At 65.0% G+C, this 19,953-nt stretch carries 19 protein-coding genes; 7 read left to right on the plus strand and 12 right to left on the minus strand.

Annotation, left to right across the window (positions count from 1 at the left end):
- The first annotated feature begins 211 nt into the window (after positions 1-211).
- The 6 genes from F4U95_RS14110 to F4U95_RS14135 all read left to right on the plus strand — a co-directional run bounded on the left by F4U95_RS14110 (position 212) and on the right by F4U95_RS14135 (position 6,896).
- Positions 212-634, plus strand: coding sequence for an iron-sulfur cluster assembly scaffold protein (locus tag F4U95_RS14110; RefSeq protein WP_150426232.1), 423 nt, complete (start codon positions 212-214; stop codon positions 632-634).
- Positions 634-2,433, plus strand: coding sequence for a cation:proton antiporter domain-containing protein (locus F4U95_RS14115; RefSeq protein WP_150426124.1), 1,800 nt, complete (start codon positions 634-636; stop codon positions 2,431-2,433). The genes F4U95_RS14110 and F4U95_RS14115 overlap by 1 nt, the downstream gene beginning before the upstream one ends.
- Entirely contained in the window at positions 2,430-2,756 is a 327-nt protein-coding gene (locus F4U95_RS14120) for a DUF423 domain-containing protein (RefSeq protein ID WP_150426125.1), read from the plus strand. Before F4U95_RS14115 ends, F4U95_RS14120 begins: the two co-directional genes overlap by 4 nt.
- Before the next feature lie 64 nt (positions 2,757-2,820).
- The gene (locus F4U95_RS14125; protein WP_150426126.1) at positions 2,821-3,285 is read left to right on the plus strand and encodes a Fur family transcriptional regulator; all 465 of its coding nucleotides are present in this window, start codon (positions 2,821-2,823) and stop codon (positions 3,283-3,285) included.
- Positions 3,286-3,363: 78 nt separating this feature from the next.
- Positions 3,364-5,292 carry a 1-deoxy-D-xylulose-5-phosphate synthase gene (dxs, locus tag F4U95_RS14130; protein WP_211363985.1) on the plus strand — a complete coding sequence of 643 codons (1,929 nt, stop codon included), beginning with the start codon at positions 3,364-3,366 and terminating at the stop codon, positions 5,290-5,292.
- A 107-nt stretch (positions 5,293-5,399) separates the two neighbouring features.
- Positions 5,400-6,896: a DUF4403 family protein gene (locus tag F4U95_RS14135; RefSeq protein WP_246171600.1), complete on the plus strand. Its 1,497-nt coding sequence runs from the start codon at positions 5,400-5,402 to the stop codon at positions 6,894-6,896.
- Here F4U95_RS14135 and F4U95_RS14140 read toward each other — a convergent pair whose 3' ends face one another.
- From F4U95_RS14140 to gpmA, 8 genes are all read right to left on the minus strand, one after another.
- Positions 6,897-7,310 (minus strand): DUF3035 domain-containing protein, encoded by a 414-nt coding sequence (locus tag F4U95_RS14140; protein ID WP_120250417.1) that lies wholly within the window; start codon positions 7,308-7,310, stop codon positions 6,897-6,899.
- Positions 7,310-7,819, minus strand: coding sequence for a signal peptidase II (gene lspA, locus F4U95_RS14145; protein WP_150426128.1), 510 nt, complete (start codon positions 7,817-7,819; stop codon positions 7,310-7,312). Before lspA ends, F4U95_RS14140 begins: the two co-directional genes overlap by 1 nt.
- The gene (gene ileS, locus F4U95_RS14150) at positions 7,816-10,671 is read right to left on the minus strand and encodes an isoleucine--tRNA ligase (RefSeq protein ID WP_150426129.1); all 2,856 of its coding nucleotides are present in this window, start codon (positions 10,669-10,671) and stop codon (positions 7,816-7,818) included. The genes lspA and ileS overlap by 4 nt, the downstream gene beginning before the upstream one ends.
- A 136-nt stretch (positions 10,672-10,807) precedes the next feature.
- On the minus strand, positions 10,808-11,734 hold the full coding sequence (locus tag F4U95_RS14155) for a bifunctional riboflavin kinase/FAD synthetase (protein WP_150426130.1): 927 nt from the start codon (positions 11,732-11,734) through the stop codon (positions 10,808-10,810).
- Positions 11,735-11,795: 61 nt separating this feature from the next.
- Positions 11,796-12,284 carry a dihydrofolate reductase gene (locus tag F4U95_RS14160; protein ID WP_150426131.1) on the minus strand — a complete coding sequence of 163 codons (489 nt, stop codon included), beginning with the start codon at positions 12,282-12,284 and terminating at the stop codon, positions 11,796-11,798.
- A 64-nt stretch (positions 12,285-12,348) separates the two neighbouring features.
- Positions 12,349-13,419: a 5-(carboxyamino)imidazole ribonucleotide synthase gene (locus F4U95_RS14165; protein WP_150426132.1), complete on the minus strand. Its 1,071-nt coding sequence runs from the start codon at positions 13,417-13,419 to the stop codon at positions 12,349-12,351.
- A 15-nt stretch (positions 13,420-13,434) separates the two neighbouring features.
- Complete coding sequence (gene purE / locus F4U95_RS14170) at positions 13,435-13,923, minus strand: 5-(carboxyamino)imidazole ribonucleotide mutase (protein WP_120250423.1); 489 nt, start codon at positions 13,921-13,923, stop codon at positions 13,435-13,437.
- 207 nt (positions 13,924-14,130) lie between these two features.
- Positions 14,131-14,817 carry a 2,3-diphosphoglycerate-dependent phosphoglycerate mutase gene (gene gpmA / locus F4U95_RS14175; protein WP_120250424.1) on the minus strand — a complete coding sequence of 229 codons (687 nt, stop codon included), beginning with the start codon at positions 14,815-14,817 and terminating at the stop codon, positions 14,131-14,133.
- 156 nt (positions 14,818-14,973) lie between these two features.
- On the opposite strand from gpmA, the gene sppA reads away from it, so the two are divergent.
- Positions 14,974-16,860 (plus strand): signal peptide peptidase SppA, encoded by a 1,887-nt coding sequence (gene sppA, locus F4U95_RS14180; protein WP_150426133.1) that lies wholly within the window; start codon positions 14,974-14,976, stop codon positions 16,858-16,860.
- 73 nt (positions 16,861-16,933) lie between these two features.
- On the opposite strand, the gene F4U95_RS14185 is transcribed toward sppA, so the two are convergent.
- From F4U95_RS14185 to F4U95_RS14200, 4 genes are all read right to left on the minus strand, one after another.
- A complete protein-coding gene (locus F4U95_RS14185; protein ID WP_150426134.1) occupies positions 16,934-17,179 on the minus strand; it encodes a helix-turn-helix domain-containing protein in 246 nt (81 codons plus the stop codon).
- A gap of 137 nt (positions 17,180-17,316) precedes the next feature.
- Positions 17,317-17,961 carry a trimeric intracellular cation channel family protein gene (locus tag F4U95_RS14190; protein ID WP_150426135.1) on the minus strand — a complete coding sequence of 215 codons (645 nt, stop codon included), beginning with the start codon at positions 17,959-17,961 and terminating at the stop codon, positions 17,317-17,319.
- Positions 17,962-18,068: 107 nt separating this feature from the next.
- Positions 18,069-19,379, minus strand: a complete 1,311-nt coding sequence (locus tag F4U95_RS14195; RefSeq protein ID WP_150426136.1) for a M20/M25/M40 family metallo-hydrolase — start codon at positions 19,377-19,379, stop codon at positions 18,069-18,071.
- Positions 19,379-19,924, minus strand: coding sequence for a glutathione peroxidase (locus tag F4U95_RS14200; RefSeq protein WP_150426137.1), 546 nt, complete (start codon positions 19,922-19,924; stop codon positions 19,379-19,381). The genes F4U95_RS14195 and F4U95_RS14200 overlap by 1 nt, the downstream gene beginning before the upstream one ends.
- Between the last annotated feature and the right edge of the window lie 29 nt (positions 19,925-19,953).

Below are 19,953 nucleotides of genomic sequence, written 5' to 3' on the forward strand. Positions count from 1 at the left end.
GGCTGCTGATTGCAAAAGGATAATCGGCCACCCGAACCGGTAATTTATTCCCCGGCGAAGGCCGGGGTCCAGCTCAAGCCTCAGAACTGGCCCCCAGCCCTCGCCGGGGAACGCCTACCTGCTAGGCCGGAAAGTGGCCCAATGCCGTCTATTTTCTCACATCGTCATTCGCCGCCTTCACCCCGCCTCCATCCTGCCCTACATGGTCGGCATGAACGCCCCCCTCTATAACAAGGACATATTGCGGCTCGCGGCCAGCATCCCGCATCACCAGCGTCTGCCCGACCCGCAGGCCAGCGTGGAGAAGCGATCCCCCACCTGCGGATCGCGGGTGACGGCGGATGTGCAGATGACAGGCGGCCGCCTGTCCGACATGGGGCTGGACGTGAAGGCCTGCGCCCTGGGCCAGGCGTCGGCGGCCCTGATGGCCGGCCATGCGATCGGCCTGACAGCAGACGAACTAGCCGACGCCCGCGACAAGCTCGCCGCCTATCTGGCGGGGACGAGCGAAGATCTCGCCTTCTGGCCCGGCCTTGCCGTGCTGGCCCCGGCGCGCGGCTATCCCGCCCGCCACGCCTCGATCCGCCTCGGCTTCGAAGCCATTGCCGACGCCGCCCGGCAGGCAGACGCCTGATGGAGGCGCATGCACCCATCAGCGCCACCGACGTGCTGCTCTCCGAAGGCGTCATCCTGCTTGGCGCCGCCGTCCTCTTCGTGATGCTCTTCCGCCGCTTCGGCCTGGGCGCGGTCCTTGGCTATCTCGTCGCCGGCGCGCTGGTCGGGCCACAGGGCCTCGGCCTTGTCGGCGGTGCGGAATCGAAGCTCGCCATCGCCGAAATCGGCATCGTGCTGCTGCTGTTCCTCGTCGGCCTGGAACTCCACCCTTCGCGCCTCTGGCGTCTGAAGCGAGACATTTTCGCGCTCGGCCTGGCGCAGGTGGTGCTGTGCGGCTGCGTCCTGACCGCCGTCATCTTCTATTCGACCGGCTTCAGTTGGGGCGCGGCGATCGCGCTCGGCCTGCCGCTCGCTTTATCCTCCACCGCGCAGGTGTTGCCGGGCCTCAAATCCAGCGGCCGCATCAACTCGCCCTTTGGTGAGAAGGTCTTTTCGATCCTGTTGTTCCAGGATCTCTCGATCGTCCCGCTGATCACCATCGTCGCCGCCCTTTCGCGCAATCCCGCCGATGCCGGCGGCCCGCCCGGATGGATGATGGCCGCCTATACCGTCGCCGCCATCGCCGGACTTGTCCTGGCCGGCCGCTTCATCCTGCGCCCGCTGCTCGGCCTCGTCGGCCGCATGGGCGAGCGCGAATTGTTCGTCGCCGTCGGCCTCTTCACCGTGCTGGCCGCCGCCGCGCTGATGCACAGCCTGCACCTCTCGACCGCGCTCGGCGCGTTCGTCGCGGGCGTGATGCTCGCCGATTCGCCCTACCGGCATGAGATAGAGGCCGACGTCGAGCCGTTCCGCTCGATCCTGCTCGGCCTCTTCTTCCTGGCCGTGGGCATGGTGCTGGACCTGCGTACCGTCGCCGCCAACCCCTTGTTCGTCCTGTCCATGGCCGCGATCCTCGTCGCGACCAAGGCGGCGATCATCACAGGCCTTGCCCGCCTGTTCGGCATGGCCTGGCAACAGGCGCTGGGCGCGGGCCTGCTGCTCTCTCAAGGCGGTGAATTCGGCTTCGTCCTTTTCGCCCAGGCGCAGAACGCCCTGCTGATCGCACCGCAGGCCGCCAGCCTGTTCAGCGCCATCGTCACCTTCTCCATGGCGACGACGCCTTTCCTGATGCTGTTCGCCCGCCGCTTCGAATTCGCCAAACCCAAGGATCATGACGATCTGCCGGGGCCGGAGGATGCGCCGCGCGGCTCCGCCATCATCGTGGGCTATGGCCGCTTCGGTCAGACCGTGGCGCAGATGTTGATGGGCCATGGCTTCGGCGTCACCCTGATCGACAAGAAGCCCGCCCAGATCGAGGTGTCGAGCCGCTTCGATATGAAGGTCTATTATGGCGACGGCACCCGCATGGACCTGCTCCACCGCGCCGGCGCCGAAGAGGCCCGCCTGATCGCCTTCTGCATCGACGATCCCGCCCTCGATTCGCGCGTGCTCCAGCCGATCGCGGAGGCCTTCCCGCAGGCGGCGCTCATGGTCCGCGTCTTCGACCGGCGGCAATTGCTGGAATTGCACGACATGAACCTCGCCGGCACCGTTCGCGAAGTCTATGAATCGGCCATCTGCATGGGCGTGCAGGCGATGCAGGCGCTGGGCGTCCCCGACGGAGAGGTCGAGGAAGTCGAGCGTCAATATCGCGCCAACGACGCCCAACGGCTCGCGCTTCAGACCGAACATGGCAATCTGCTCGCGGCCAAGGACTTGATGTATCGGCCGGGCAAGGGCATGCGCCTGCTCAGCAGAGGGGATGGAGAAGAAGCATGATCGCGATACTGGCCTGCCTGTCGGCGGCGCTGGCCATCGGCGCCGGCGCATTCGGCGCCCATGGCGTCGCCGATCCCAAAGCGGCCGAATGGCTGCGCACCGGCGGCCTTTATCAGCTGATCCATGCCGTCGCGGCATTGGCGATCACCGGCGTCACGCGCGGCGCGGCGGCCTTGCTGCTCGCCGGCGCCGCCATCTTCGCGATCAGCCTCTATGTCATGGCACTGGGCGGTCCCAAATGGCTGGGCGCTATCACCCCGATCGGCGGCACGCTGATGATCGCGGGCTGGCTCTGGGCCGCCTGGACCTTCGCCCAGCGCTGAGCCTTTGCGCGCCGCCTTTGCCCCTGCCCTTGCTCCTGGGCGCCCTCCAGCCTAGATTGACGCCATGGCCGACCACCATCATCATCACGAACCGACCGGCACCAACCTCGCCGACGCCGCCCGCACCACATTGGAGGCGCAGGATGAGCAATGGACGCCGATGCGCGCCGCCATCTTCGACGCGCTCGCGGCGGAGGAACGCCCGGCATCGGCCTATGACATCGCCGATACCGTGTCTAAGGCGCGCGGCAAGCGGGTCGCGCCCAACAGCGTGTACCGCATCCTCGACCTGTTCGTGACCAACAACATCGCCATGCGTGTCGAAAGCGCCAACGCCTATATCGCCAATGCGCATCCGGGCTGTCATCATGACTGCATCTTCCTGGTATGCCGCAACTGCAAGCAGGCCACCCATGTCGATGACGACAAGGTGACGAACCAGGTGCGGGCCGTCGCGAAGCATGAAGGCTTCAATCCCGAACGGCCGGTGATAGAAATTCTGGGCCTGTGCGCGAAATGCGCAGCCTGATGGAACGTTGCGCTTGCGTGCCGAACGGCCTAGCGGCCTTTGCTTTGATCCGGAACGGCGCTAGGGCCTCGGGAGTCTATGTCTTTCATGAATGATCGCCCGCAAACCCCGCTCCTCGACCAGGTCGTCTGGCCGTCGGACCTGCGCACCCTGAAGCCCGAACAGCTGCGCCAGCTGGCGGACGAGCTGCGGCAGGAAGTGATCGCCGCCGTCGGCGTCACCGGCGGCCATCTGGGTTCGGGGCTGGGCGTGGTCGAACTGACCACCGCCATTCACTATGTGTTCGACACCCCCCAGGACAAGCTGGTCTGGGACGTCGGCCATCAATGCTATCCGCACAAGATCCTGACCGGGCGGCGCGACCGCATCCGCACGCTGCGCATGGGTGGCGGCCTGTCCGGCTTCACCAAGCGGGCCGAGAGCGAATATGACCCGTTCGGCGCGGCGCACAGCTCCACTTCCATCAGCGCGGCGCTGGGCTTTGCCGTCGCCAACAAGATGCAGGATCGTCCGGGCAAGGGCATCGCCGTCATCGGTGACGGCGCCATGTCGGCAGGCATGGCCTATGAGGCGATGAACAATGCCCGCGCGGCCGGCAATCGCCTGGTCGTGATCCTGAACGACAATGACATGTCGATCGCGCCGCCGGTCGGTGGCCTGTCCGCCTATCTCGCCCGCCTCGTCTCCAGCCGCGAATTTCTCGGCCTGCGCGACCTTGCCAAGCGCCTCGCCCGCAAACTGCCCCGCCCGCTCCACAATGCCGCCCGCAAGACGGACGAATTCGCCCGCGGCATGGCCATGGGCGGCACCCTGTTCGAAGAACTGGGCTTCTATTATGTCGGCCCGGTCGACGGTCATAATCTGGACCAGTTGATCCCGGTCCTCGAAAATGTCCGCGATGCCGCCGAAGGGCCGTGCCTCGTGCATGTCGTCACGCAAAAGGGCAAGGGTTACGGCCCGGCCGAAGCGGCGGCGGACAAATATCATGGCGTCCAGAAATTCGACGTCATCACCGGTACGCAGGCAAAGGCCCCGCCCGGACCGCCCAGCTACACCAATGTATTCGCCCAGGCGCTGATCGCAGAGGCGCAGCGCGACCCCAAGGTGTGCGCCATCACGGCCGCCATGCCGTCGGGCACGGGCCTCGACAAATTCGAACTCGCCTTCCCCGACCGTACCTTCGACGTCGGCATCGCCGAACAACATGCCGTCACCTTCGCGGCCGGCCTCGCGGCGGAGGGGATGCGTCCCTTCTGCGCCATCTATTCGACCTTCCTGCAACGCGCCTATGATCAGGTCGTGCATGATGTCGCGATCCAGAATCTGCCCGTCCGCTTCGCCATCGATCGCGCAGGCCTGGTCGGCGCCGACGGCTCCACCCATGCGGGCAGTTTCGACGTGACCTATCTCGCCACTCTGCCCAACATGGTGGTGATGGCGGCGGCGGACGAAGCGGAACTGGTCCATATGGTCCACACCTGCGCCGTGCATGACAGCGGCCCGATCGCCGTGCGCTACCCGCGCGGCAACGGCACCGGCGTCGACATGCCGACCGTCCCCGAAGCGCTGCCGATCGGCAAGGGCCGCACGTTGCGCGAAGGGCGTCAGGTCGCCATCCTCTCGCTCGGCACCCGTCTCGAAGAAGCGCTCAAGGCCGCCGAAGTGCTGGAGGCCAAGGGCCTTACCACCACCGTCGCCGACCTGCGCTTCGCCAAGCCGTTGGACGAAGCGTTGATCCGCAAGCTGCTGACCAGCCACGACATCGCCGTCACGATCGAGGAAGGCGCGATCGGCGGCCTTGGCGCTCATGTGCTGACGCTGGCCAGCGACCTCGGCCTGATCGACAACGGCCTGAAGCTGCGCACCATGCGCCTGCCCGACATCTTCCAGGATCAGGACAAGCCCGAAAAACAATATGCCGATGCCCGGCTGGACGCCGACGCCATCGTCGATACGGTCCTGACCGCGCTCCGCCACAACAGCGTCGGCACGGAAGCGCGGGCCTGACGGGGCCTTGGCACCGTTCAGGAACCAAATTCCCTCCGCAAGCGTAATGGATCAACCGTGCCGTCATCAGGTTGAACGGCACGGACCATTAGGAGCGGAGGGAGCGGTTGGCGGCGCATCATCAGGCGACATTGCGGGCTTTGCATAAAACCGCGCCTGTCCTTCTTACGCTCATCCTCTGCGCCGCATGCCAGCAAAAGCCCGCTGACGTCGCGCCGCCCCGCGCAACCGATCCGGTGCCGGCGCCGCAGGAAAAATCCCTGATCGCGGTGCCGGTCGATGCCGACGCCAGCGCCCTGCGCGAAGCGATCGAGCAGGCGGTGCCGCGCATATTGTGGACCATCAACCGCCGTGAGCCGCGCTGCGTCGCCCCGCAAAAGGTCAAGATATTCGGCAGCGCGGTGAAGGTCACGCCGCCCATCGGCTGCACCATCGTGGGCACCGTCACGCGCGGCGCGGTCAGCCTGCGCGGCGAAGGGCGGGATATCATCGCCGACCTCCCCATCCATGCCAGCATCAGCGCGCGCGACGTGGGCGGCGTGCTGAAAGGAGAAACCGCCACCGGATCGGCCATGGTACAGGCGCGCATCACCGTCGATCTGGCGCGCGACTGGACGCCCAAGGGACGGGTGCGGCTCCATTATGACTGGACCACGCCGCCGGGCATCGATTTCCTGGGCCAGCGCATCCGCTTCACCGACGAAGCCGATCAGAAGTTGCGCCCCATCGTCGCGAAGCTGGAGCGCGACCTCCCGCGCGAACTGAGCAAGATGAACCTGCGCGGCGAGGCGGAAAAACTATGGCGTCAGGCCTTCGCCACGCTGGCGCTGAACAAGGAGAACCCGCCAGTCTGGATGCGCGTCAGCCCGCAGAAGATCTTCTACAATGGCTATACGATGCGCGGCCGCACGATCCGGCTGGATCTGGGCATGGAAGCGATAACGGAAACATTCGTCGGCGATCGCCCAGCCCCACCCAAGCCGACGGCCCTGCCCCCGCTCGATCAGGCACCGGCGCGCAACCGCCTGTCCTTCTACCTGCCGGTAACGGCCGATTATCGCCAGTTGCAACCCGTCATTCAGCGCGCCTTGTCGAAACGCGCGTCTCGGCCCTTCGCCCTGCCGGGGATCGGCCCGGTGTCGGCGCGCTTTTCCAATGTGACCTGTTATGGGGCGACCGGCGGACGCATTGCCGTGGGCGTCGATATCGCCGCGCGGCCCGTCGATTCACAGAAGGAGGTTCATGGCCGCATCTGGCTGGCGGCGCGCCCGGTCAATGCCGCCAACTCCGCCCGCGTGGGCTTCGTCGATCCGGTCATCACCGGCAATAGCGACGGGCTGAGCGGCGAGATATTGCTGGCGATCGGGCAAAGTCCCGGCTTCTCCAACCTGATCGCCAGCGCGCTGGGCCAGAATTTCGCCAAGGATATAGAGGAATTGAAAGGCAAGATCGGCCGTGCGATCGCGCAAAAGCGGGAAGGCGACTTCGTCATCCACGCCCGTGCCGACCGGTTCGACATCGGCCAGATCCATGCCTATGGCCAAGGTCTGCACCTGCCCGTTCGTGCGACGGGCAAGGCACAGATCAGTTATCGGCCGCTATGATTATTGCTGCGGCGTCGCGGCGCGCGCATCCTGACCGTCGCCTTCCGGCGCGGCGATGATGTCGCGAGTGGTGGCACCCTTGTCCACCACTTCGGTGCCCGGATCGCCCGCCGACGAACGGATGCCGGCGGCGGCATTGCCACGGCCGGCCGCGTTCAGCGTGGCGCTTTCGCTCGCGCTACGCGCGGCGGGGCCGCCGAACATGGCGTCCATCGCGGCCTTGCTCGAATCGACCGATGCGGCGGCCGGCGTGCCCGGCGCCGGCGGCACCAGCGCGAAGTCGGGCGGGATCACCAGCGGAGCCTGGCGCGAAACGGCGAATTCGTCGGGGCGCTGGCGATTGAACAGCCCGCCGCCGCCGCCGCATGCGGACAGGGTGGATACCAGACCAGCGGCGAGGATCAGTTTACGCATTACTTCAAAGTCTCCGTCTTTGCGCCCTTGTCGCGCAGCAGCAACGCCCGCGCAAGCAGGATCAACACGCCGATGGTGATGGCGGCGTCCGCCAGGTTGAAAATCAGGAAAGGCCGCCACTCGCCGAAATGCAGGTCCGCATAATCGACGACATAGCCCAGCCGCATCCGGTCCACGATATTGCCGATCGCCCCACCCAGCACCAGACCGAGCGCCGTGACATCCTGCCGCGCCTTTTCACGCCACATCCACACGCCCACGAACCCGGCGATCAGGATGGTCATGCCCACCAGCGCCCAGCGCATCACGTCCGTGTCGGCATGGAAGAAGCCCATGGAAACGCCGCGATTTTCCAGCCAGCGCAAGCGGAAGAACGGCAATATATCAATGCCTTCCAACCGGCTTTGCAGAGCCAGTGGATAGGTCACGCTATATTTGACCAGCTGATCCAGCGCCAGCGTCACGATCGCGACGGTCAGGCCCAGCGGACGATGATTGACGGCACTCATGCCTTCAGCACCTCGTCACACCGGTCGCACAACGTGCCGTCTTCGGTGACTTCGGGCAGCTTGCGCCAGCAGCGACCGCATTTATGCCATTCGCTCGGCGTCACGACGATGCCGTCGCCTTCGCCCATGGTCACCCGCGCGACGATCGCCACTTCGGCAAAATCGACGTCGCCCACCGGCAGCAATTCGCCCATGGTGACGTCCGCGTCCAGGCTGGACCGCACGATCTTCTCACGGCGCAGCGGCTCGATCGCCTCGTTCACCTGCTCGCGCTGGTTGCGCAGCTCCGTCCATTTGTCGTCCAGACCGCCGTTGATCCAGTGCGTGTCGATCTCCGGCCATTCCAGAAAATGGACGCTCTCTTCCTCATTGGGGAAGCGGCTCTGCCACACTTCTTCCGCCGTGAATGGGATGATCGGCGCCACATAGCGCACCAGCGCATGGAACAGCGTGTCCAGCAGCGTGCGATAGGCCCGCCGCTTGGGGTCCGACTTCGCATCGCAATAGAGGCAGTCCTTGCGAATATCGAAGAAGAAGGCGCTAAGGTCGCTATTGGCGAAATCGAAGATCGCGCGGGTATAGCGGCTGAACTCCAGCCAATTCTCGCTCTTCGCCGCCTTGTCCACCACCGCGCGCAGCTCTGCGTCCAGTTGCGCCAGACGATGGAGCATGTAGCGCTCCAGCTCCGGCATGTCGGCGTAGGACACCGCTTCGCTCTCTTCATCATAGTCGGAAAGAGCGCCCAGCATGTAACGGAATGTATTGCGCAATTTGCGATAGGCGTCGGACGAACCGGCCAGCACTTCCTTGCCGATGCGCACGTCGTCGAAATAGTCGGTGCTGGCGACCCAGACGCGCAAGATGTCCGCGCCGCTCTCCGCCATGATCTTGAGCGGATCGACGACATTGCCCAGCGATTTGGACATTTTCTTGCCCGTGCCGTCCAGCGCGAAACCATGGGTCAGCACCGCCTTATAGGGCGCCTGACCACGGGTGCCGCAGCTTTCGAGGAGCGACGACTGGAACCAGCCGCGATGCTGATCCGAACCCTCGATATAGAGGTCGGCGCGCGTCCCCTCGCCATAGCGGCCCTCGACCACGAAGCTGTGGGTGGAGCCGCTGTCGAACCATACGTCCAGAATGTCATTCACGACCTCATAGTCATTGAGATCGTAATCGGGGCCGAGCAGCGCCTGATGATCCGCGCCGAACCATGCATCCGCGCCCGCACCCTTGAACGCGGCGATGATGCGGGCATTGACCGCCGGATCAATCAGATACTGGCCACTCTTGCGATGGACATAGAGGGCGATCGGCACGCCCCAGGCGCGCTGGCGGCTGATGACCCAGTCCGGTCGCCCTTCCACCATCGAGCGGATGCGGTTGGTCGAGCGCTCCGGCACCCAGCGGGTATGTTCGATCGCATCGACCGCGATTTCGCGCAGCGTGGGGCCATTGCCGCTGACCACAGCGGTCGGCATCACGCCGCCATCGACATCGGCGACCCCGCCTTCCTGCGGCTTATCCATCGGAATGAACCATTGCGGGGTGCAGCGATAGATGATGCGCGCCTTCGACCGCCAGCTGTGCGGATAGCTGTGGCGGAAGTCGCTGGCCGACAGCAGTGCGCCAGCGGCGCGCAGATCGGTGCAGATCGGGCCTTCGGCGCCGTTGAACTTGGTGTTGATGACGCTGCCCTGTCCCGGCAGCCAGTCCCAATCGTCGCGATAGAAGCCCGCATCGTTCACGGCGAAGACCGGGTCGATGCCCAGCTTCTTGCAGGCGATGAAATCCTCCTCACCATGGTCGGGCGCCATATGGACGAGGCCGGTACCCGCATCGGTCGTGACATGATCAGCCGGCAGCAGCGGACGCGGCTTGGCGAAGAAACCGCCAAGCGCGTGCATCGGATGACGCGCGATGGCGCCGGCGAGGTCAGTGCCTTTGCCAGCCCATATCACGGTCCAGCCCGATCCTTCGGAAAGCCAAGGACTTGTTCCGGCACGCCCAGCAAAATCATTCCATAAGTCAGCGGCCGTCAGGATCACACGACCACCTGCCCGCATGGCTACGTAATCAACTTCTTCGCCATAAGCGATCGCCTGGTTAACCGGGATCGTCCAGGGCGTGGTCGTCCAGATTACCGCATGCGCACCGACCAGTTCCGGCGCATTTGGCGCGTCTACAATCTCAAATGCCACGTCAATCTGGGTCGACGTGACATCTTCATATTCGACTTCCGCTTCGGCCAGCGCGGTCTTTTCGACCGGCGACCACATCACCGGCTTGGCGCCGCGATAGAGCTGGCCGCTTTCCGCGAACTTCAGCAATTCGCCCACGATCGTCGCTTCGGCATCGAACTTCATGGTCAGGTACGGATCGGCCCAATCGCCCATCACGCCCAAACGCTTGAACTGCTCCTTCTGCACGTCCACCCATTTGTCGGCATAGGCGCGGCACTGGGCGCGGAATTCGGCGGCGGGCACCTCATCCTTGTTCAGCTTCTTCTTGCGATATTCCTCCTCGATCTTCCATTCGATCGGCAGGCCGTGGCAATCCCAGCCGGGCACATAAGGCGCATCCTTGCCCAGCAGCGACTGGCTGCGGACGATGATGTCCTTCAGCACCTTGTTCATCGCATGGCCCATATGGATGTCGCCATTGGCGTAGGGCGGGCCGTCATGCAGGATGAAACGTTCACGCCCGGCGCGCTTCTCGCGCAGCTGGCCATAGAGGTCCATCGCCGCCCACTTCGCGGCGATCGCCGGTTCCTTCTGCGCAAGGCCCGCCTTCATCGGAAAGTCGGTGACGGGCAGGAAGACGGTGGACTTGTAATCGGGCTGGTCGGTCATGGGCGCGCTTATACTAGATCCGTTCGGTTCGAGCAGCTTCGAGCGAAGCCGAGAAGCGTCCGTCGAGAACGGGGCTTCAAGATCAGTTCTCGACAAGCTCGAACCGAACGGATGATGGGTCAATCAGGGCCGTGCCTTAAGCGAGCCGGGGCGTTCCCGCAAGGATTTGCCGCGCATCGGCGCAGTCCACCGCAATCTGTGCGATCAACGGATCCAGCCCGTCATATTTCGCCTCCGGCCGCAGATAGTGGATCAGCTGCACCTCGATCGCCAGTTCATACAGGCTTTCGGCAAAATCGAAGAAATGCGGCTCCAGCAATTCCTTGGGCGGATCGAAGCTGGGCCTTATGCCCAGATTGGCCGCCCCATCCAGCACCCGCCCATCGGGCAGCAACCCGCGCACCGCATAAATGCCATAGGCCGGCCGCAAATAAGGGCCCATGTCGATATTGGCCGTTGGAAAGCCGATCGTCCGCCCCAGCTTGTCGCCATGCTGGACGATCCCCCTGACCGCGAACGGCCGGGTGAGCAGCCGCGTCGCGGTGGCGCAATCGCCCTCTTGCAAGGCGGTGCGGATACGGCTGGAGGAAATCACCCCCTCCGCGTCCGTCACCGGCGCGACCGCTTCGGCCGACAGGCCCAGCTGCGCAAAGCTGGCGATGGTGCCGCTGCGCGCCCGCCCAAAGGTGAAATCCTCGCCCGTCACCACCGCGCTGACGCCCAGCTGATCGGTCAGCAACCGGACATAGGCGGCAGGATCGAGCGCGGCCAATGCGGCAGTGAAATCGAACACCAGCATCGCGTCGGCCCCCGCGCGGGCGAACAGCGCCTCCCGCTGGTCCAGCGTGGTCAGGCGGAAATTGGGTGTATCGGGCTGGAACAGCCGCATCGGATGCGGGTCGAAGGTCGCGACGATCACCGGCCGTCCCTCGGCCCGCGCACACGCGATGGCGCGTCCGACCACCGCCTGATGACCGGCATGAAAGCCATCGAAATTGCCGAGCGCCATGACGCTCCCACGCAAATGCGCGGGGATCGGGGCGCTGCTAGAAAGCCGCTCCATGGCGCGGCCTATAGGGGGGCGGACAGGGCGTGGCAATGGACGCGATGCCCTAGCCCCATCGTCATCGCCGCACGAGTGTCACGAAACTATAGGCCGGTCGCCCATCCACCGCCGGATGGTCCACCCGCGCGCTTTCCCGCCAGTCCGCCGGATCGGGATAGGCGATGCTCGCATCCCCCTCCGCATCGACATGCACCTCGGTCAATTCGATCCGATCCGCGCGATCCAGGAACAGCCGATATATCTCCGCCCCCCCGATCACCATCATGGTCGGCCCATCGGCCAGCGCGATCGCCGCTTCGACATCATGCGCCACCTCCGCCCCTTCCGCGTGCCAGTTCCGGTCGCGGGTCAGCACGATATGGCGGCGATCGGGCAGCAGGCCCGGCAGGCTGTCGAACGTCTTGCGCCCCATCAGCATCGGATGGCCCAGCGTCACCGCCTTGAAATGCTTCAAATCCGCCGGCAACCGCCAGGGCAGGTCGCCATCCTTGCCGATCACGCCATTATCGGCGCGAGCGAGAACCAGGGTTATTCCGGCGCGGCTCATTCTTCCCAACCCTTCGTCATCCCCGCGAAGGCGGGAATGACAAAAGGTGCAGCAAAGGCAGTACTCACAGGCTCAACCGCGTCACATGCCCCATCTTGCGGCCGGGCCGCGCTTCATGCTTGCCATATAGATGCAGATGGTTCGCCGGATCGCTCAAGATTGCCGGCCATTCATGCGCATCGTCGCCGATAAGGTTGCGCATATCCACGCCCTTCGCCGCCAGCGCCGTGTCGCCCAGCGGCAGGCCGCAAATGGCGCGCACATGGTTCTCGAACTGGCTCGTCACCGCGCCTTCGATCGTCCAGTGGCCGCTATTATGCACGCGCGGCGCCATTTCGTTGAACACCGGCCCATCGGCACTGGCGAAAAATTCGCAGGTCAACACGCCGACATAGTCCAGCGCATCGGCGATCTGCTTGGCCATGGCGCGCGCCTGCGCCACCTGCCCCTCGATCAGCGCCCCCGCCGGCACGGTCGACGTCGCAAGGATGCCATCGACATGCACATTGGCCGCCGAATCCCAAAAGCGCACTTCGCCGTCAGCCCCACGCACCAGGATCACGGAAAATTCCTGATCGAACGTCACGAACCCTTCCAGGATCGCGCTCTGCCGGCCGATGGCGTTCCACGCCCCCACCGCGTCGCCCGGCTCCGACAGGCGCGCCTGCCCCTTGCCGTCATAGCCCATGCGGTTGGTCTTCAGGATCGCGCGGCTGCCCACCTGCTCGATCGCGCTTTCCAGATCGTCCAGGCTTTCCACCGGCGCGAACGGCGCGGTCAGGCCGCCAAGATCGCAGACGAAACGCTTCTCCGCCAGACGATCCTGCGCCACGCGCAACGCCTGAGCGCCCGGACGCACCAGCCCGTGCGATGCCAGCACCTCGACAGCGGACGGGTCGATATTCTCGAATTCATAGGTAACGACATCGACGCCATCGGCAAAGGCGGCCAGCGCAGCCGCGTCCTCATAGGCGCCCCGCGTCCACAGCGGCGACACGTCGGCGGCCGGGCCGCTGTCTTCGGGCGCATAGATGCTGGTGCGATAGCCCAGCTGCGCCGCCGCCATGGCGATCATCCGGCCAAGCTGGCCGCCGCCGAGAATACCGATGGTCGAACCGGGCGCGATGGTCGTCATATCTCTCTAATTCTATCAGTCTTCGACGGTTTCGGCGACGGCATCGGTCTGGCGCTTGCGCCAGGCGTCCAGCCGGTCGGCCAATTCGGGATCGTTGGTGGCCAGGATCGCGGCGGCCAGCAGGCCCGCGTTGATCGCGCCGGGCTTGCCGATCGCCAGCGTGGCGACGGGAATACCGCCCGGCATCTGGACGATGGACAGCAGCGAATCCATGCCCTTCAACGCCTTGGATTCGACCGGCACGCCCAGCACCGGCAGGCGGGTCATGGACGCCGCCATGCCCGGCAGATGCGCCGCGCCGCCGGCACCGGCGATGATGACTTTCAGTCCGCGATCCACCGCGCCGGTGGCATAATCATAGAGGCGTTGCGGGGTGCGATGGGCGGAAACCACCTTGCATTCATGGGCGACGCCCAGCGCTTCGAGCGTCTCGGCCGCATGGCGCATCGTGTCCCAATCGGACCGCGACCCCATGATGATGCCGACTGTCACTGCCCCGCTCATAGCCTATTCCCCTGACAGGGCGGCCTTGGCACCCGCCCGGAAAGCCAAGCCCCTTAGCGGCCGGGCCGCCAGGGGGCAATCACGCATTGCGTATAAATGCACATCCACCGTTCAGTTCGAGCGTGTCGAGAACCATGGCTGAAACAATGTTCTCAGCGTAGGCTTCTCGACCAAACGCGAAACTGCTCGAACCGAACGGCGCTGTCTTTAGCGCTCCGACAGATAATAGCGCTCGATCGCGCTCAGATCGTCCGCCAGTTCATAGACGATCGGCTGACCGGTCGGGATTTCCAGTTCGGTGATTTCATCGTCGGGAATGTTCGACAGATGCTTCACCAGCGCGCGCAGCGAATTGCCATGGGCGGAAATGACGACGCGCTTGCCGGCCTTCAGGTCGGGCGCGATGGTCGATTCCCAATAGGGCAGCACGCGCGCGATCGTGTCCTTCAGGGACTCGGTCGACGGGATGGGGATGCCGGCATAGCGGCGGTCGGCCGCCAGATCGAATTCGCTGCCCGCTTCCAGCACCGGCGGCGGAATGTCGAAGCTGCGGCGCCAGATCTTGACCTGCGCGTCGCCGTGCTTGGCCGCCGTCTCCGCCTTGTTGAGGCCCGTAAGGCCGCCATAATGACGCTCGTTCAGGCGCCAGTCCTTCTCGACCGGCAGCCACAGACGGCCCATTTCTTCCAGCACCAAATTCAGCGTCTTGATCGCGCGGCTCTGCACCGACGTATAGCACTGGTCGAAATCCAGCCCCTTTTCTTTCAGCAGGCGCCCGGCCGCGCGCGCTTCCTCGACACCCTTTTCGGTCACGTCGACGTCCCACCATCCGGTGAAGCGGTTTTCCAGATTCCAGGTCGACTGACCATGGCGGATAAGGACGAGAGTGGGCATAGGGCGCGTCTCCTGCACGATAACGGCGAATGATGCGTTTCCCATAACGGGCAAAATCCTGCGCGCAAGCCTTGCGAGCGGTCGCGCGACGCCCACATTGCAGTCGATCCGCCGATGCGATAGCCACAGGCGGACCAACGAAAAGGAAGCAGCAACTTGGCATTTGTGAAGGGCGCCTGGCGCATATTGGTCGCGATCAAGGACGGCCTCGTCCTCCTCTTCCTGCTGCTCTTCTTCGGCGCGCTCTATGCCGCCCTCTCTTTCTCGCCCAAGCCGGGCAAGGCCGTGTCGTCGGGCGCGCTGCTGCTCGACCTGGACGGCAGCATCGTGGAGCAACCCGCCGAAACCAGCACCATGGCGCTGCTCAGCGGCTCCGGTTCGGAAGCGAAGGAATATCGCCTGTCCGACATCGTCGCCGCACTCGACGCGGCCAAGAGCGATGCAAAGGTCAAGGCCGTGGTCCTCAACCTCGACGGTTTCGTCGGCGGCGGGCAGGTGGCGATGAGCCGCGTCGGCAAGGCGCTGGACGCCGTGCGCGCCGCCAAGAAGCCGGTGCTGGCCTATGCCACCCTCTATAGCGACGATGGCTATCAACTGGCCGCCCATGCCAGCGAGGTGTGGAGCGACCCGCTGGGCGGCGTCGCCATTCTCGGCCGGGGCGGTTCCAACCTCTATTATAAGGGGCTGATCGACAAATTGGGCGTCAACACCCATGTCTACCGCGTCGGCACCTATAAAAGCTTCGTCGAACCCTTCACCCGCACCGAACAATCGCCCGAAGCCAAGCAGGCCAATCAGGCGCTGGCCGGCGCCCTGTGGCAAAGCTGGCAGGATGACGTGACGAAGGCCCGGCCCAAGGCGAAGATCGCGGCCTATGCCGCCGATCCCGCCGCCGCCGCCCGCGCCACCAATGGCGACATCGCCAAGGCCGCGCTCGCCGCCGGCCTCCTCGACAAGCTGGGCGACCAGTCCGCCTTTGGCGCGCGCGTCGCGCAGATCGCCGGCGAAGCGTCGAATAACAACAAGGCGGGCAATTTCGCCACCATCGACCTGGCTTCCTATGTGAAGGCGCGCAAACCCGCCAATGACGGGCAGATCGGCGTGCTGACGGTGGCGGGCGACATCGTCGATGGCGAAGCCGGTCCCGGCACGGCGGCCGGCGACACGATTTCCGACCTACTGCTGACCGCACTGGATGAAAAGCAGCTGAAAGCCCTCGTCGTCCGCGTCGATTCGCCGGGCGGCTCCGTGATGGCGTCGGAAAAGATTCGCGGCGCCATCCTGCAAGCCAAGTCCGCAGGCCTGCCTGTGGTCGTCTCCATGGCCAATGTCGCGGCCAGCGGCGGCTATTGGGTATCGACGCCGGGCGACGTCATCTTCGCCGAGCCGGACACGATCACCGGCTCGATCGGCGTCTTCGGCATCATCCCCAGTTTCGAGGGCACGTTGGCGAAGATGGGCATCACCACCGACGGTGTGCGCACCACGCCGCTGTCGGGCCAGCCCGACGTCACCGGCGGCACCACGCCGGAATTCGACCAGATCATGCAATTGGGGGTCGAGGATATCTATCGCCGCTTCGTCGGCCTCGTCGCCCAATCGCGCAAGAAATCGCCCGAAGCGATCGACGCCATCGCGCAGGGTCGCGTCTGGGACGGCGGCACCGCCCGCCAGATCGGCCTGGTCGACCGCTTTGGCGGTCTGGAAGACGCCATCGCCGAAGCCGCCCGCCGCGCGAAGCTCGATCCGGCCAAGGCGAAAGCCTATTATATCGAGAAGCAGCCCGACAAGTTCGCCGAGTTCGTCCAGTCGCTCGCCGACCGCGAACAGGACAGCGCCACCGCCCCGCGCGACATGCTGGCGCGGCAGGCCTGGCTGCAACGCGGCTGGGCGATGCAGGCGGTGTCCGACGTCAAGGCGCTGGTGATGGGTGCGGGCGTGCGGGCCGATTGTCTGGAATGTCGCGGCTATGGCGCGCCCAAACCGCGGAGCGCTGCGGAAGAACGCGGCATGCTGGCGATGCTGGCGGGCCTGTGGCGCTAACCTAAAAACAGACGCTGCCCCTCGCGTTCACCGGAGGGGCGGCGTTACGCGCGCGGCGTCATTCTATGGCGGGTCAGCCCGCGCTCAACGATGCGGCAATCTGTTCCTCAGCCGTGGTCGCTTCGGCGATCAGCAAGCGCAAAGCCTTTGCCGTATCTTCCAGAAGCCCATCGCTGATCGGGCGCTCCCCATTGATAAAGCGGCGGATGGCCCGTTCATCTATCCCAAGGCGTCGCGAAAAAGCGGTGGTGCCACCGAAGAGCTGCACGCAAAAAGCAAAATGTTCGCTTCTCTCGTCGTTCGAAATTGGCGCGGCCATGATTGTCCCTTTCATTCGTTATCGGCGCTCTAGGCTATCACGCGCATTAGGCAAGATCGGGCGTTTAGCGGCTGCCCTCTCCCGTGAAGACGGGAGAGGGCTAAGAAGCTATCCGTCCGCTTCCATCCAATTCAACCCTACTCCCCTTCTCCCCGATACACCGGCAGCCCCAGCCCGCGCCGGATCGCCATCGCGCGCAGCCCGAACCCCAGCAGCGCCGCAATCACTCCCGCCACCGGCACGTCCAGCCCGACCCAGCGCAGCGCCACGAACAGGCCCGACGCGAATGCCGCCGCCGTCACATAAAGTTCCGGCCGCAACAGGATGGACGGCTCCCCCGCCAGCAGATCGCGCATGATGCCGCCGACGCAGCCGGTGACGACCCCCATCATCCCCGCGACGAAGGGCGGTACGCCGAAACTCATCGCCTTGGCCGCGCCGAACACGGCGAAGGCGGCCAGACCGATCGCATCGAGCCAGTCCAGCGCCCGGTCGCTCCACCAGCGGCGCGGCGTGAACCACACGACCAAAGCCGCGACCATGCAGGCGATCGCCGGCACCGCATCCACCACCCAGAAGACCGGCGCCCCGATCAGCAGGTCGCGCACCGTGCCCCCGCCCACGCCCGTCACCAGTGCGAAGAAAGAGAAGGTCACCAACGTCTGCCGCAACCGCGCCGCCGCCAGCGCGCCGGATGCCGCGAAGACGAAGGTGCCCACGATGCTCAATGTTTCGAGCACGGGACCGATGGAGGTGACGAGCAAGGGCGTGGGAGGAAGCATGGTTTCGTCTAACCCTTATCGTGCTCCTGCGAAAGCAGGAGCCCAGGGCGGCAACCGCCATGCCCGGAACACTGGGCTCCTGCTTTCGCAGGAGCACCAACATCCTTTCATTTCCGCCCCTTCTCCGCCGCCAGCCGGCTCATCAATATCGCAGCACGCTTGGCCTGGCGCTTCATGGTGGACAGGTCCGCCTTTTCCGCCGGGCTATGGTCGCCGCTGGACGCCAGACCCAGCCCAACCAGCCCGTGCGTATCGGCCGCCACGAAGCTGATATCGCCCGCACCGCGCTTCAACGGATCGAGCGCCGCCATTTCCGGCAGGGCAAGGTCGCGATTGATGCCGTTCAACTTGCCCAGCAACGCCCTGTTCCCCTCGGTCGGGGCCATGGACGGATAACCCTGATCGAAAGCGATCTTCGCCGACGTGCCGTTCAAATGCTCGCGGTCCACGATTCCCTGCATCTTGTCGCGCACCCGCCGCGTCTGCGCCTCGCTCAACGTGCGGAAATCGCCCTTCGCCACCGCGATCGACGGAATGATGTTGGTCTTGCCCGTCACCGCGATGCGCACGCCGTCCTTGTCGACCTCCGCGCTCTGCCCACCGCCGATCAGCCCGGCGTTGAAGGTCAGGTTCGGCTCCGGCAATTCCTTGCGGAAGGCGACCAATATCCGCGCCAACTCATAGACCGCGCCATCTCCCGCTTCGGCGGAAAAGATGCCCGAACTATGGCCCGACTTGGCCGTCGTCGTCAGCGTCCAATTGTTCGAGGAGCGGCGGGCGATCGACCCCATATCCTTGCCCCCCTCCTGGCTCAGCCCCTCGAAGTCGAGCGCCACATCGGCCCGCTTGCCAGCAGCAACCAGATCGGCCCGTGCAATTTCCACCGGATCGCCCGAATCCTCCTCGTCCCCGGTCAGCACCACTTCGATATTGGCGCCCTTCAGCGTCCCGGCCGCCTGCATGGCCTTCAGCGCGAGGATCATCGTCACCACGCCGCCCTTGTCGTCGGCAACGCCCGGCCCGCGAGCAAAATCTCCCTCACGGACGAATTTCTGGAACGGCGAATCCGGCTCGAACACGGTATCGAGATGCCCGATCAGCAGCATTTTCGTGCTGCCCGCCTTGCCCTTGTGCACCGCGATCAGGTGGCCGGCGCGCTTGGCCGCATCCATCGGCTTCCACGTCACCGCAAAGCCCAGCGCCTCGAATTCGGGCCGCAGCATGTCGGCCACCGCCTTCACGCCCGCCAGGTTCATCGACCCGCTATTCTGGTTGACCAGCTTTTCCAGCAAACCGACCGACGGTTCATAGCCCGCCTCCACGGTCGCGCCGATCTTCTGCTCCGCCGGGCTGAGCGCCGCATGCGCCATCGGCGCGCCACCCAGCAGCAGCGCGCTTGCAATCAGACACCGCACCATCACTTGGCCAGTTCCGCCTCGATCGCCGCGACCAGCGCCGCATCGTCCGGCGCGGTCGTCGGCGCAAAGCGGGCGGCCACGCTGCCATCCTTGGCGATCAGGAATTTCTCGAAATTCCAAAGCACTTCCGGCCCCGGATTGGGCGTGATGCCATAGCCGGTCAGCTTCTCGCGAAACGCCGCGCCATCGCCCTGCGCATCGGGCTGCGCACTGGTCAGCGCGGCATAGAGCGGATGCTTGTCCGGCCCGGTAACGACGATCTTTTCGAACATCGGAAATTCGACGCCGAAATTGGTGGTGCAGAAGGTCGCGATCTCATCATTGCTGCCCGGCTCCTGCGCGCCGAAATCATTGGCGGGAAAGCCGGCGACAACCAACCCCTTGTCCTGATATTCGGCATAGAGCTTTTCCAGCCCCTCATATTGCGGGGTCAGGCCGCATTTGGACGCGACATTGACCGCCAGCACTACCTTGCCCGCATAGTCGGCCAGGCTGACGTCCGCCCCCTTGATGGTCTTGAGCGGAATGTGCTGGATATCGGTCATGGCGCGTCTCCTTGTGGGAATCAGGTTAC

The organism is Sphingobium limneticum (genome assembly GCF_008710165.1).
In the GTDB taxonomy this organism is placed as follows: domain Bacteria; phylum Pseudomonadota; class Alphaproteobacteria; order Sphingomonadales; family Sphingomonadaceae; genus Sphingobium; species Sphingobium limneticum.